A 14,251-nucleotide genomic window follows, 5' to 3' on the forward strand; every position below is an offset into this window, starting at 1 on the left:
AACCGCCCGGCCGCATTGTCATCAGCTGTTCGCGAGCAAGCTCGCTCCTACAAGGTGCCGCTGAACTCCGCGCAAAAAAACGGGCCCGAAGGCCCGCTGCTAAACGAGGGTGTTGCTCTCACTCTCCATCAGTGCGCAATGCACACCGACTTGATCTCGGTATAGGCCTCGACCACCGCGCGGCCGAATTCGCGCCCCATGCCCGACTGCTTCACGCCACCGAACGGCATGCTCGGGTCGAGCAGGACGTGGGCGTTGACCCACACGGTGCCGGACTCGATGCGCGGCACCAGGTTCAGGGCCTTGGTCAGGTCGTTGGTCCATAGGCTCGCGCCCAGGCCGTATTCGCTGTCGTTGGCCATGGCGATGGCCTCGTCGTCCTCGTCGAACGGCAGCACCGCCAGCACCGGGCCGAATACTTCGTCGCGGGCCACGGCCATCTGCATGGTCACGTCGGCCAGCACGGTGGGTTGCACGTAGAAGCCACCGCCGCCGACCCGCTCGCCACCGCAGACGATGCGCGCGCCCTGCTCGCCGGCGCGGGCGATGTGGTCGAGCACGCTGCGCTGCTGTTTGGCCGAGACCAGCGGGTTGATCTGCGCGGTCGGGTCCATGCCCTCGCCCAGGCTCATGCCGGCCACGGCAGCGGCCAGCTTCTCGACGAACTCGTCGTAGCGCGAACGGTGCACGTAGAAGCGCGACGCCGCCGCGCAGACCTGGCCGTTGTTCAACAGCCCGCCCAGCAACGCGCCCTGCACGGCGTTGTCGATGTTGGCGTCGGCGAGGACGATCATCGGGTTCTTGCCGCCCAGCTCCAGGGCGAAGCGGGTCATGTTCTGCACGGCGGCCAGACCAACGCTGCGGCCCACCGCCGTGGAGCCGGTGAAGGAGACCTTGTTGACCAGCTTGTGGCTGGCCAGGCCGCCACCGATGCGCGGGCCGTCGCCGGTCACCAGGTTGAACACGCCGGCCGGCACGCCAGCCTCGAAGGCCAGCTCGGCCAGGCGCAGGGCCGTCAACGGGGTTTCCGAGGCGGGCTTGATCACCACGCTGTTGCCGGTGGCCAGGGCCGGGATCAGCTTCCACACGGCGATCATCAACGGGAAGTTCCACGGCACGATGCCGGCCACCACGCCCAGCGGCTCGCGGCGGGTATACGCGGTGAACTTGGCGCCCGGCGGCAGCGGGATGGACACGTTCAGCGACTGGCCTTCGATCTTGGTCGCCCAGCCGGCCATGTAGCGCATGAATTCGACGGTGGCGCCGACATCCAGCATGCGCGAGATGTTGATCGACTTGCCCTGGCTGAGGGTTTCCAGCTGGGCCAGCTCTTCGCCGTGGGCTTCCACCAGGTCGGCGAAACGCAGCAGGATGCGCTCGCGGTCGGCCGGGCGCAGGTCGGCCCATACGCGGGATTTGTAGGCGGCCTGAGCAGACTGCACGGCGCGGTCGAGCAGGTCGGTGTCGATGTCGGCGACGCTGGAGATCGCCTGGCCGGTGGCCGGGTTGAGCACGTCGGTGCGTGCGCCCTCGGGCACCACCCAGGCGCCGTCGATGAAGCAACCGTGCTTGCGGGCGAGGAAGGCCGTGACCTGAGGCAGGGTCTGTGTGACGTTCATGGTCTCTCCTGGAGGTTCAGTGCTGCTGGCTCAGCCAGCAGGTGAGCGCCCGCCGCTCGGCCGCGTCGGCCAGGCCTGCGAAGGGCATGTAGGTTCCGGGCACGGCGGCCTGGGGGTGGCTGACGAAGGCGTCGAGGTTGTCCCGCGACCAGGCCGCGCCCTTGCCCTTCATCGCCTGCGAATAGCTGAAGCCAGCGAGCGAACCGGCCAGGCGGCCGACCACGCCGTGCAGGTTGGGGCCCATCATTGCGGGGCCGTCGGCCTTGGCGGTGTGGCAGATCGAACAGTCGCGCGCGAAGACGGCTTCGCCCTGCTGGGCGTCGCTGGCCGGGCAGTCGCCGGCGAATGCCAGCAGCGGTTGCAGCAGGGCGCCGGCCAGCAGCAGGCCGAGGGCGCCGAATCGGAGCGTATTGCGGGACATCGGGACTTCACCTTCGAGTATAGCGTGCGGCCGGAGGGCGCGCGTCATCGAAGGTGATTGTTGCCAGCGGCGTCGGGGCGGGTCTTTTCCTCTGTGCCAGTCGTGTTGGCGGGAGTGCCAAGGTGGCGCTCAGGTGACCGGCATCATGAGGGGAAAGCGTTCGCGAGCGAGCTCGCTCCTACAGGATTGGGCTCGGAGCGCTCTTCGTAGGAGCGAGCTTGCTCGCGAACCTGCCTGGCGAGTGAGCAGGCCCCAGGCGGCATGGGTATCGCTGCGCTCCTGCCATCCTACAAGGGGCAGTCGGGGAAGATGGCACAGGGAACGTCAGCGTAGGATGGCGTGGAGCGCAGCGATACCCATCATTCACGGCACGCCACCGTCAGGTATCGCCGTCCACCCAAAGACTCAATTCGCGTAACGCTTGCGGTACTCGCCCGGCGACACCCCGAAGCGGCCCTTGAACGCCGTGGAGAAGTAGCTCGAATCGGAGAAACCCCAGGCATAGCCCAGCGCCGAGAGCTTCTGCTCGAACTGGGCGTTGCGCAGGGTCTCGGCGCAGAAATCCAGGCGGCGGTTCTTGATGTACTGCGCCACCACCAAGCCCTTCTTGGCGAACATGCGGTAAAGGCCGCGCACCGAAATACCTACCTCACGGGCGATCAACTCCGGGCAGAGCTCTTCGGCGCCGATGTGCTGGTCGATGAAGGCGGTGGCCTTGCGGAACATGCGTTCGTGGTTGTCGTGCTCGCCGTCCTGGCTGGCCAGCGCCGGGCGCAGCAGCGTGACGAGGGCGTCCAGCGTCGCCTCGCTCTCCAGCATGCCGAGGCTTTCCTGCTGGCTGGTCTCGACGATCAGGCGGTTGGCGAGCACGGCGATGGGCGAGCTGGCGGGAATCTTCGAGGCGCAGGCCACTTCCGACATGCGCAGGCCGCGCTCGATCACCTGGCGCGGCAGGATCAGCGAGAGCTGCTGGGATTCCTCCAGGTAGGTCATGTCGCTGGGCCGGCTGGCATCGATGAGGGTGATGTCGCCGCGCGACAGCTCCACGCGGTTGTCGCCCTGTTCCAGGCGCGAGCGCCCCTCGAGCTGGAACACCGCGTAATAGTGACCGCCGGCGCTGGCGCCGACCTCCTTGCTGGTCCGGTACAGGTGCACCTGGGCCATGTCGACCACCGAAAGCTTGATCGCACCGCCCTGATATTCGCGCAACCGTCCATGGAACTGGGGGCCCAGGGTGCGCGCATCGAAACGACCGCACGCCCGGTTGACCTGTCCCAGCCACGCCTCGAAAGCGTCATCCCTCAATGTCGATGAAGAATTCATGACCTGCAAAGCCTCACACGCATTGTTTGTTGTTATTCAGCGACGGCCTCCAGGGCCTGTCGTCATCGTTCGCGGCGCCCCGCCGTCAGGAAGGTCGCTTTGCGCTGTCTCCGCCGGGCAACCGCAGCGTTGCAGGGCGAGAGGCATTTTTCACGCCAACTCCTGTCAGTTCAATCCGCCGAAGCGCTTGTAGAAGCTCTCGCCGACGTCCGGTAGCGGGCCGTCGGCGGTTTCCAGATTGCGGTTCAGCCAGTCCTCGGCCTTGGCGTAGATCAGTCGGTAGATGTTGCGGCACAGCTGCCGCGCCGCGCGCCCTTCCCAATCGCCCGGGAGCAGTTCATCGGGCAGTTGTGGGTCACGCAGGAGCAGCCGGCGGTATTCGTGGATCAACAAGGTGCGCGCGAGGAAACAGTCCTCCGGGCGCAGCTGGTCCTGCTCGCGCAGCGCTTGCCAGAGCGGGCGGAACAGCTGGATGAACTCGCTGTAGTGCTCGCCGAGTTCGTCGATCTTCCAGCTTTCGCGCACCTGCAGGCGCATGGCGCGGGAGGCCAGCACGTCCTGGGCGCGGGTCTCGAAGACGATGCTGTCCTCGGTGGCATCCAGGTCCTGCAGGGTGGCCATGACGTCGCTGCGGTCGGCTCGCGGGCAGGCCATGACGGTGGGCGAAATGGCGCCGAAGCCCTGCCACTCCAGTTCCTCGCGGACCTGCTTGCGCTTGTCGGCGGCGATCTGCGAGAGCATCACCAGCGTCCAGGAACCATCCCAGGCCGGCAGGCTGGAGCTGTAGACGCGCTTGAAGGCCTTCTCGAAACGCCGCCGGCCGGTGCCGGTCAGGCTGTAGTAGCTGCGCCGGCCGACCTTCTCGGCGGTCAGCCAGTCTTCCTTGGTCAGGCGGAAGATCGAGGTGCGGATCAGCCGCTCGTTGATGCCGAAGGGTTCCAGCAGATTGATCAGGCTGCCCAGCCAGACGGTGCCGCCGTGGGGCTCGATGGCATCGCCATAGAGGGTGATAATCAGCGAGCTGGCGCGGATCGGCGTCTGTTCCTGGAAGCGATGGATCAGCTGGTTCAGCGGTGCTAGAGCGGTCATGGCACGTTGCGCAGGCGAAGGAGCGGCGACTATACCTGCCCGCCGCACCGCCTGGCCATTGGAGCGAACCCCAGTACTCATGCGCCCTTCCCTGTCTCAACCTTGGGACGGAAGCCGGAGTCGCCCAGGCGCGGGCGCTCCGCTTCCATTTCCGCCAGCGGCTCACACTCCACCAGGCTGTCGATGCAGCGCCGCGCCAGGGCCTGGTACTCCTCGGTGCCACGGCGCTTCCAGGCAATCTCCTCGTCACTGAGGCTGCGCTTGACGCTGGCCGGCGCGCCCATCACCAGGCTTTGCGGCAGACAGTCGAACCTGGCCTTGACGAAGGCGGCGGCGGAAACGATGGAGCGCGCGCCGATCTGCGCGTAATCCATGACCACCGCATTCATGCCCACCAGGGCATCCTCGCCGATACGGCAGCCGTGCAGCACCGCGCCATGGCCGATGTGCCCGTTGCGCTCGACGACGGTGTCGCTGTCGGGAAAGCCGTGCATGACGCAGGTGTCCTGCAAGTTCGCGCCCTCTTCGAGGACGATCCGCCCAAAGTCGCCGCGCAGGGCCGCCAGCGGGCCAACATAGCAGCCGGGGCCGACGATGACGTCGCCGATCAGCACGGCGGTGGGATGGACATAGGCGGTCGGATGAACGACCGGGCGCACACCTTCAAGACTGTAGCTGGGCATGGGTTTCTCCAACGGCGCTGTCGGCATTCCGGCATTACCGCACAAAGCGATTTATTCTTTTGCAAATTTTGTATCACATCAAAGCGAGCACCTCCAATCTAAATCTGACGTATCGCTTCTGAACGACAGCGCCCGGATGGCAAAAAGCCTTAAAAGACCAGTAAATACGCGCATAAGGCGCAAGCATCCAGCACCTTGGACGCCCCACCTGTGGCACTGCGAGAAACACTTTAGACACGCTAATTAACTTTTACAGTTGTTTTTCCGTATCACTTCAGGCCTATACTGCGAGAAGACCGAAGACGGGCCACGCCTGCCTCCCATAATTCCAATACAGCCGGCCATGCCGCCGCGCGTGCAGCCTGAGGACGATGCCATGCCTCGCACCCTTGCCGTTCAGATGCCAGAAGCGGGCGTCCGCCTCATCACCCTGCAGCGCCCCGACGCGCTCAACGCGCTGAACACCGAACTGCTCGGTGAACTGGCCGCCGAACTCGACGCCGCCGAGCAGGACGGCAATACCCGCGCCGTGGTGCTCACCGGCAGCCGCAAGGCCTTTGCCGCGGGCGCTGACATCAAGGAGATGGCTAAGCGCGACCTGGTCGGCATCCTCAACGACCCGCGCGTCGGCTACTGGCAGCGCATCGCCGCCTTCTCCAAACCGCTGATCGCCGCCGTCAACGGCTTCGCCCTGGGTGGCGGCTGCGAGCTGGCGATGCACGCCGACATCCTGGTCGCCGGCGAAGATGCCCGTTTCGCGCAGCCGGAGATCAACCTCGGCATCATGCCGGGCGCCGGCGGCACCCAACGCCTGTTGCGCGCCGTCGGCAAGCCGCTGGCGATGCAGATGGTGCTCACCGGCGAGGCCATCGACGCCCGCCACGCCCAGCGCGCCGGCCTGGTCAGCGAAGTCACCCAACCCGAGTTCACCGTCGAGCGCGCCCTGCAGATCGCCCGCAGCATCGCCACCAAGGCGCCGCTGGCCGTGCGCCTGGCCAAGGAAGCGCTGCTCAAGGCGCAGGACACCGACCTCGCCAGCGGCCTGCGCTTCGAACGCCACGCCTTCACCCTGCTGGCCGGCACCGCCGACCGCAGCGAGGGCATCCGCGCCTTCCAGGAAAAGCGCCCGCCGGCCTACGAAGGCCGCTGAACGTCACCCCTTTCTGCCCACTGTCTGCCCACTGATGGAGCGAGCCCGCCCATGAACTTCGAGCACATCCTGTTTTCCATCGAGGACGGCGTCGCCCTCCTCAGCCTGAACCGCCCGGAGCAGCTCAACAGCTTCAACGCCGCCATGCATGGCGAAGTGCGCGAAGCGCTCAAGCAGGTCCGGCAGAACCCGGACGCCCGCGTCCTGCTGCTGACCGGCGAGGGCCGTGGCTTCTGCGCCGGGCAGGATCTGTCCGACCGCAACGTCGCCCCCGGCGCCGAGATGCCCGACCTTGGCCAATCCATCGAGCAGTTCTACAACCCGCTGATCCGCGCGCTGCGCGACCTGCCGCTGCCGGTCATCTGCGCGGTCAATGGCGTGGCCGCGGGCGCCGGCGCGAACATCCCGCTGGCCTGCGACCTGGTGCTGGCCGCGCGCTCGGCCAGCTTCATCCAGGCGTTCTGCAAGATCGGCCTGATTCCCGATTCCGGCGGCACCTGGACCCTGCCGCGACTGGTCGGCATGGCCCGCGCCAAGGCGCTGGCGCTGCTGGGCAATCGCCTCTCCGCCGAGCAGGCCGAGCAATGGGGCCTGATCTACCAGGTGGTGGATGACGCCAAGCTGCGCGACGAAGCCCTCACGCTCGCCCGCCACCTCGCGACCCAGCCGACCTACGGCCTGGCGCTGATCAAGCGCAGCCTCAACGCCAGCCTGAACAACAGCTTCGACGAGCAACTGGAACTGGAGCGCGACCTGCAACGCCTGGCCGGACGCAGCGAGGACTACCGCGAGGGCGTGTCCGCCTTCATGGAAAAACGCACCCCCTGCTTCAAGGGCCGCTGATCGATGAGCGCACTTTCGAACCACAGCAAGGTCGCGGTGATCGGCGCCGGCGCCATGGGGGCGGGTATCGCCCAGGTCGCCGCACAGGCCGGCCACCCGGTGAAGCTGCATGACAACCGCCCCGGCGCCGCCGCCCAGGCCATCGACGGCATCGACCGCCAGCTCGGCCGCCTGGTGGAAAAAGGCAAATTGCCCGCCGAGGAACGCGCTGCCATCGTCGCTCGCCTGCAGCCGGTGGAAGCCGTCGAAGCGCTGGCCGATTCGCAGCTGCTGATCGAGGCCATCGTCGAGAACCTGGAGGTCAAGCGCGGCCTGTTCCAGCAGCTGGAAGCACTCTGTGCCGAGGACTGCATTCTCGCCAGCAACACCTCGTCACTGTCGATCACCAGCCTCGCCGCCGGCCTGCAACGCCCGCACCAGGTGGTCGGCATGCACTTCTTCAACCCCGCGCCGCTGATGGCGCTGGTGGAGGTCGTCTCCGGCCTCGCCACCGATCCGGCGCTGGCCGACCGGCTGTACGCCACCGCGCTGGCCTGGGGCAAGCAACCGGTTCACACCCGATCCACACCCGGCTTCATCGTCAACCGCGTGGCGCGCCCCTTCTATGCCGAAAGCCTGCGCCTGCTGCAGGAAGGCGCCGCCGACTGCGCGACACTGGATGCGCTGCTGCGTGACGCCGGCGGCTTCCGCATGGGCGCCTTCGAGCTCACCGACCTGATCGGCCACGACGTCAACTACGCGGTCACCTGCTCGGTATTCGCCGCCTACTACGGCGACTTCCGCTTCCAGCCCTCGCTGATCCAGAAGGAACTGGTGGACGCCGGCCGCCTTGGCCGCAAGAACGGCCGCGGCTTCTACGACTACACCGAAGGCGCCGAGCGCCCACAGCCGGCCAGCCTGAGCAGCAACGCCAGCGTCACTTCCTGCGTGCTGGAAGGTGACCTGGGCATCGCCCAGCCGCTGGTGCAGCGCCTGGAAGACGCGGGCATCGCGATCATCCGCCGCGCCGGCAGCGGCCTGCTGCGCGTGGGCGATGCGGTGGTGGCGCTGTCCGACGGCCGCCTCGCCAGCCAGCGCGCCCGGGAAGACGGCCTGCGCAACCTGGTGCTGATCGACCTCGCCCTGGACTACCGCAAGGCCTCGCGCCTGGGCATTGCCGCGTCGGCGGATACCACGCCCGCAGCCCTGGACCCAGTCGTCGCCCTGCTGGCCAAGGCCGGCATCGCCGCCAGCCGCCTGAGCGATACGCCCGGCCTCGCCGTGCTGCGCACCGTCGCCATGCTCGCCAACGAAGGCGCCGATGCGGTGCTGCACGGTGTGGGCAGCGCCCGCGACATCGACCTCGCCATGCGCGCCGGCGTGAACTACCCGCAGGGCCCGCTGGCCTGGGCCGGGCAGATCGGCATCGGCGCCGTGCTGCGCGTGCTCGACAACCTGCAGGCCGCCTACGGCGAGGACCGCTATCGCCCCTCCCTGCTGCTGCGCCGCCTGCACGCCGAAGGAAGCACTTTCTATGACTGACGCCACCCAACTGGCCCGCGCCTGCGCCGAAGCCCTGTACGAGCGCGACGAGGCCACCCGCCGCCTGGGCATCCGGCTGCTGGATGCCGGCCCGGGCAGCGCGACGCTGTCGATGCGCGTGCGCGAGGACATGATCCAGGGCCACGGCACCTGCCACGGCGGCTACCTGTTCGCCCTCGCCGACTCGGCCTTCGCCTTCGCCTGCAACAGCTACAACGACGCCACCGTCGCCATCGGCTGCAGCATCGACTACGTGGCGCCGGCCCGTGAAGGCGACGAACTGATCGCCAGCGCCTTCGAGCAGAGCCGCAGCGGCCGCACCGGCAACTACGACGTGCGCATCGAGAATTCCCAGGGCCGGCTGATCGCCCTGTTCCACGGCAAATCCTACCAAGTGCGCGGCACCGTGCTGGCGCAGGAGACCTCCGAATGAGCGATATGACCGACGCCCTGATCATCGACGCCGTGCGCACGCCCATCGGTCGCTACGCTGGCGCCCTGTCCGGCGTGCGCGCCGACGACCTCGCGGCGATCCCGTTGAAGGCCCTGATGCAACGCCATCCGGAGCTGGACTGGAGCGCCATCGACGACGTGATTTTCGGCTGCGCCAACCAGGCCGGCGAAGACAACCGCAACGTCGCCCACATGGCCTCATTGCTGGCCGGCCTGCCGGTGAGCGTGCCCGGCACCACGCTCAACCGCCTGTGCGGCTCGGGCCTCGACGCCGTGGGCAGCGCCGCGCGCGCCCTGCGCTGCAATGAAGCCGGGCTGATGTTGGCCGGCGGCGTGGAATCCATGTCCCGCGCACCCTTCGTGATGGGCAAGTCCGAGCAGGCGTTCGGCCGCAGCGCGGAAATCTTCGATACCACCATCGGCTGGCGCTTCGTCAACCAGCTGATGAAGCAGCAGTTCGGCATCGACTCCATGCCCGAGACGGCGGAGAACGTCGCCGAGCAGTTCAACATCAGCCGCGCCGAACAGGACGCCTTCGCCCTACGCAGCCAGCACAAGGCCGCCGCCGCGCAAGCCAGTGGCCGCCTGGCGAAGGAAATCGTCCCGGTGGAAATCCCCCAGCGCAAGGCCCCGCCCAAGGTTGTCGAGCAGGATGAACATCCGCGCGGCGACACCACCCTGGAGCAACTGGCCAGGCTCGGCACGCCGTTCCGCGAAGGCGGCAGCGTCACCGCCGGCAACGCCTCGGGCGTCAACGACGGCGCCTGCGCCCTGCTGATGGCAACCCCGGCCGCCGCCGCGCGCCATGGCCTGAAGGCCCGCGCCCGCGTGGTGGCCATGGCCACTGCCGGCGTCGAGCCGCGGATCATGGGCATCGGCCCGGTGCCGGCGACCCGCAAGGTGCTGGAGCTGGCCGGCCTGTCGCTGGGCGACATGGACGTGATCGAGCTGAACGAAGCCTTCGCCGCCCAGGGCCTCGCCGTCCTGCGCGAACTGGGGCTGGCGGACGACGACGCCCGGGTGAACCCCAACGGTGGTGCCATCGCCCTCGGCCATCCACTGGGCATGAGCGGTGCGCGCCTGGTCACCACCGCCCTGCACGAACTGGAGGAACGTGGCGGCCGTTACGCCCTGTGCACCATGTGCATCGGCGTGGGCCAGGGCATCGCCCTGATCATCGAACGGATCTGAGCCATCGGCGGGATCGAACCCCGCGCCGCCAGTCGCTTTGTGCACCGACTGACACGCAGAGCAACGTCCCTGGCAGGGGTTCGAATCCGTCCGCGAACGGGGGCGCTATGCTGCTCCCATGACACTCGCAGCCCTCACCGGCTGGCGTACAAGAACAAATCGAGTGAACCCATGAACATGTACCATGATGCCGAACGTGCCCTGCTTGACCCGATGGAAACCGCCAGTGTCGACGCGCTGCGCCAGCACCAGCTGGAGCGCCTGCGCTGGAGCCTCAGGCACGCGTACGACAACGTCCCGCTGTACCAGAAGCGCTTCAGCGAGGCGGGCGTCCACCCGGACAACCTGACCTCCCTCGACGACCTGGCGAAGTTCCCCTTCACCGGCAAGAACGACCTGCGCGACAACTACCCCTACGGCATGTTCGCCGTGCCGCAGAACGAGATCGTGCGCCTGCACGCCTCCAGCGGCACCACCGGCAAACCCACCGTGGTCGGCTACACGCAGAACGACATCGACACCTGGGCCAACGTGGTCGCCCGCTCCATCCGCGCCGCTGGCGGCCGCAAGGGTGACAAGGTGCACGTGTCCTACGGCTACGGCCTCTTCACCGGCGGCCTGGGCGCCCATTACGGCGCCGAGCGCCTGGGTTGCACGGTGATCCCCATGTCCGGCGGCCAGACCGAGAAGCAGGTCCAGCTGATCCGCGACTTCCAGCCGGACATCATCATGGTCACCCCGTCCTACATGCTCAACATCGCCGACGAGATCGAGCGCCAGGGCATCGACCCGCACAGCCTCAAGCTGCGCCTGGGCATCTTCGGCGCCGAACCCTGGACCGCCGAGCTGCGCCGCGCGGTCGAGGAGCGCATGGGCATCACCGCCCTGGACATCTACGGCCTCTCGGAAATCATGGGCCCGGGCGTGGCCATGGAATGCGCCGAGACCAAGGACGGCCCGACCGTCTGGGAAGACCACTTCTACCCCGAGATCATCGACCCGGCGACCGGCGCCGTGCTGCCCGACGGCCAATACGGCGAGCTGGTGTTCACCTCGCTGTCCAAGGAAGCGCTGCCGATGATCCGCTACCGCACCCGCGACCTGACCCGCCTGCTGCCGGGCACCGCGCGGCCGATGCGGCGCATCGACAAGATCACCGGGCGCAGCGACGACATGCTGATCATCCGCGGGGTCAACGTCTTCCCGACCCAGGTCGAGGAGCAGGTGCTGAAGATCAAGCAGCTCGCCGAGTGCTACGAGATCCACCTGCACCGCAATGGCAACCTCGATTGCATCGACGTGCACGTCGAACTGCGCCACGACCTGCAGGCCCTCTCGGCGGACGAGCAGAAAGCCATCGGCAGCGAGCTGGGCAAGCAGATCAAGACCCACATCGGCGTCAGCGCCCGCGTGCTGGTGCAGCCGTCGCACAGCCTGAAGCGCTCGGAAGGCAAGGCCTGCCACGTGTATGACAATCGGCCCAAGGGCTGAGTGTCGGCGTGCTTGAAAAGCCCCGCTTCGGCGGGGCTTTTGATTTTTTGAAGGAGCGAAGGGGACGCCCAGTCCTTGCTCGCGAACCAGTCTCGCCAGGCGCCGGCTAGCCGGCGGATCGCGGGCATGGCCCGCTCCTACAGGTGAATCGCGGGGCCGGCCTGTAGGAGCTGGCCATGCCTGCGACAGCCCACGTGCTGGAGAATCCCGGTTGACGCCCGTTCGCGAGCAAGCTCGCTCCTACAGGTAATCCGACACCTGGGCGGATATCTTCTTCCCCTGTGACAATCGGCCCAAGGGCTGGGTCTTCGCGTGACAGAAAAGCCCCGCCTCCGCTGGGCTTTTGGTGTCGCGAACCACTCTCGTCAGGCGCCGGCCTTGCCGGCGGATCGCGGGCATGGCCCGCTCCTACAGGTGAATCGCGGGGCCGGCCTGTAGGAGCTGGCCATGCCTGCGACAGCCCACGTGCTGGAGAATCCCGGTTGATGCCCGTTCGCGAGCAAGCTCGCTCCTACAGGTAACCCGGCACCTCGGCGGACATCTTTCCCCCGCCCCGACTCACGGCCACCCGTCGCCCCGCCACCCTTCCCTGTCGATCCCCCGCCCGCCCCTTCGACTACTCCTCAACAGCAGGCGGCATCCGGCCGTCCGTGACCCGCAGGAGATGAACGATGAACTATGTTGATGGCTTCCTCGTACCGGTGCCCACCGCCAGCAAAGCGCGCTACATCGAGGTGGCGCGCAAGGCGGCGGCGATGTTCAGGGAATACGGCGCGCTGGGCGTCGTGGAGTGCTGGGGCAGCGACGTGCCCGAGGGCAAGGTGACCTCCTTCCCCATGGCGGTGAAGCTCAAGGAAGACGAGACGGTCGTATTTTCCTGGATCACCTGGCCCAGCAAGGCGGCGCGCGACGAGGGCATGAAGAAATTCATGGAAGACCCGCGGATGAAGACCGAATTCAGCGACATGCCCTTCGACGGCCAGCGCATGATCTTCGGCGGCTTCGAGGTGATAGTCGAAGCCTGACCCATCCCCGCTCCTGCAGGCGCGCCACCTGTAGGAGCGGGCCATGCCCGCGATCCGCCGGCAAGGCCGGCGCCGGTCCGTACCGCCGCCCTCACACCCCACCACACCGCAGCAACTATTCACCAATATGATACGGTTTACGTATCACTTCGTCGCTTTATGCTCCACCTCAAGCGCATCCTCCTGCCGCGAAAAAACACAACAACCTCCCGAATTTTACCCACGTAATCATTACATTTATCGGAATAAATCCCGATAGATGCGCTTTCTTTTGCCCGCGAAAGCCTCCCAAAGCCTATCCAAGCGATACCAAAACCAATTACGACACATCATTTATTGTTAGACATTCATTTCTGTATCATTTAAAACTACAGCCATGGCCAAGGCCGCCCCACGAACACGACAAAAGGCTGGAGACACAGCATGTACGCACAACTGGTTGAGACCGGCGTGAAGCGCATCAAGGCGCTGGAGGAGATGTCCCCCGAGGAACGCGCCTTCCAGGAAAAGATCGATGCCGAGATCAAGATCGAGGCGAAGAACTGGATGCCCGACGCCTACCGCCAGACGCTGATCCGGCAGATTTCCCAGCACGCCCACTCCGAGATCGTCGGCATGCTGCCCGAGGGCAACTGGGTGACCCGCGCGCCGACCTTGAAGCGCAAGCTGCAGCTGATGGCGAAGATCCAGGACGAGGCCGGCCACGGCCTCTACCTCTACAGCGCCATGGAAACCCTGGGCGCCGACCGTGACGCCGAGATCGCCAAGCTGCACAGCGGCAAGGCCAAGTATTCCAGCATCTTCAACTACCCGACGCTGAACTGGGCCGACATGGGCGCGGTGGGCTGGCTGGTGGATGGCGCCGCCATCGTCAACCAGGTGGTGCTCCAGCGCACCTCCTACGGCCCCTACTCCCGCGCGATGATCCGCATCTGCAAGGAAGAGAGCTTCCACCAGCGCCAGGGCTACGAAATCCTCCTGACCATGATGCGCCACGGCAACCAGGCGCAGAAGGACATGGTCCAGGACGCCATCAACCGCCTCTGGTGGCCGGCCCTGATGATGTTCGGCCCGAGCGACGCCGACTCCCCCAACAGCGCCCAGTCCATGGCCTGGAAGATCAAGCGGCAGAGCAACGACGAGTTGCGCCAGCGTTTCGTCGACCAGACCGTGCCGCAGCTGGAACTGCTCGGCTGCACCGCGCCGGACCCGGACCTGAAGTGGAACGAGGACCGCGGCCACTACGACTTCGGCGACATCCAGTGGGAAGAATTCTACGAAGTGCTCAAGGGCAACGGCCCGTGCAATACCGAGCGCGTCGCCACCCGCCGCAAGGCCATCGAAGACGGTGCGTGGGTCCGCGAAGCAGCGGTCGCCTATGCCCGCAAACAACAACACAAACGCGACGCCGCCTAATTCCGCCTCTGAGCCAGCGAGCTAGA

General features: G+C 66.7%; 13 protein-coding genes. 8 read left to right on the top strand and 5 right to left on the bottom strand.

The annotated features are described in order from the left end of the window. Positions 1-128: 128 nt before the first annotated feature. From ACNFIA_RS19495 to paaY, 5 genes are all read right to left on the bottom strand, one after another. Complete coding sequence (locus tag ACNFIA_RS19495; RefSeq protein ID WP_259754766.1) at positions 129-1,619, bottom strand: aldehyde dehydrogenase family protein; 1,491 nt, start codon at positions 1,617-1,619, stop codon at positions 129-131. Between the two features lie 16 nt (positions 1,620-1,635). After that, entirely contained in the window at positions 1,636-2,040 is a 405-nt protein-coding gene (locus tag ACNFIA_RS19500) for a c-type cytochrome (protein ID WP_416787853.1), read from the bottom strand. Between the two features lie 405 nt (positions 2,041-2,445). Continuing rightward, the gene (gene feaR, locus ACNFIA_RS19505) at positions 2,446-3,363 is read right to left on the bottom strand and encodes a transcriptional regulator FeaR (protein ID WP_416787856.1); all 918 of its coding nucleotides are present in this window, start codon (positions 3,361-3,363) and stop codon (positions 2,446-2,448) included. 165 nt (positions 3,364-3,528) lie between these two features. Then, positions 3,529-4,452, bottom strand: a complete 924-nt coding sequence (gene paaX, locus ACNFIA_RS19510; protein ID WP_259754763.1) for a phenylacetic acid degradation operon negative regulatory protein PaaX — start codon at positions 4,450-4,452, stop codon at positions 3,529-3,531. A 77-nt stretch (positions 4,453-4,529) separates the two neighbouring features. Then, entirely contained in the window at positions 4,530-5,135 is a 606-nt protein-coding gene (gene paaY / locus ACNFIA_RS19515) for a phenylacetic acid degradation protein PaaY (RefSeq protein WP_416787859.1), read from the bottom strand. Between the two features lie 376 nt (positions 5,136-5,511). On the opposite strand from paaY, the gene paaF reads away from it, so the two are divergent. The 8 genes from paaF to paaA all read left to right on the top strand — a co-directional run bounded on the left by paaF (position 5,512) and on the right by paaA (position 14,225). Then, positions 5,512-6,285 carry a 2,3-dehydroadipyl-CoA hydratase PaaF gene (gene paaF / locus ACNFIA_RS19520; protein ID WP_416787861.1) on the top strand — a complete coding sequence of 258 codons (774 nt, stop codon included), beginning with the start codon at positions 5,512-5,514 and terminating at the stop codon, positions 6,283-6,285. Between the two features lie 51 nt (positions 6,286-6,336). Continuing rightward, complete coding sequence (gene paaG / locus ACNFIA_RS19525) at positions 6,337-7,128, top strand: 2-(1,2-epoxy-1,2-dihydrophenyl)acetyl-CoA isomerase PaaG (protein WP_416787864.1); 792 nt, start codon at positions 6,337-6,339, stop codon at positions 7,126-7,128. A gap of 3 nt (positions 7,129-7,131) precedes the next feature. Beyond that, a complete protein-coding gene (paaH, locus tag ACNFIA_RS19530; RefSeq protein WP_416787867.1) occupies positions 7,132-8,649 on the top strand; it encodes a 3-hydroxyacyl-CoA dehydrogenase PaaH in 1,518 nt (505 codons plus the stop codon). Further along, complete coding sequence (paaI, locus tag ACNFIA_RS19535; protein ID WP_416787869.1) at positions 8,642-9,082, top strand: hydroxyphenylacetyl-CoA thioesterase PaaI; 441 nt, start codon at positions 8,642-8,644, stop codon at positions 9,080-9,082. Before paaH ends, paaI begins: the two co-directional genes overlap by 8 nt. Before the next feature lie 5 nt (positions 9,083-9,087). Then, positions 9,088-10,293, top strand: coding sequence for a 3-oxoadipyl-CoA thiolase (gene pcaF / locus ACNFIA_RS19540; RefSeq protein WP_416788014.1), 1,206 nt, complete (start codon positions 9,088-9,090; stop codon positions 10,291-10,293). Between the two features lie 171 nt (positions 10,294-10,464). Then, positions 10,465-11,784 (top strand): phenylacetate--CoA ligase PaaK, encoded by a 1,320-nt coding sequence (paaK, locus tag ACNFIA_RS19545; protein ID WP_416787872.1) that lies wholly within the window; start codon positions 10,465-10,467, stop codon positions 11,782-11,784. A 671-nt stretch (positions 11,785-12,455) separates the two neighbouring features. After that, positions 12,456-12,809 (top strand): DUF1428 domain-containing protein, encoded by a 354-nt coding sequence (locus tag ACNFIA_RS19550; RefSeq protein WP_416787875.1) that lies wholly within the window; start codon positions 12,456-12,458, stop codon positions 12,807-12,809. Between the two features lie 423 nt (positions 12,810-13,232). Beyond that, positions 13,233-14,225 carry a 1,2-phenylacetyl-CoA epoxidase subunit PaaA gene (gene paaA / locus ACNFIA_RS19555; RefSeq protein ID WP_416787878.1) on the top strand — a complete coding sequence of 331 codons (993 nt, stop codon included), beginning with the start codon at positions 13,233-13,235 and terminating at the stop codon, positions 14,223-14,225. Positions 14,226-14,251 lie beyond the last annotated feature (26 nt).

The sequence above is a fragment of the Pseudomonas sp. NY15437 genome (genome assembly GCF_048068435.1).
Classification (GTDB): Bacteria; Pseudomonadota; Gammaproteobacteria; order Pseudomonadales; family Pseudomonadaceae; genus Pseudomonas; species Pseudomonas nitroreducens_B.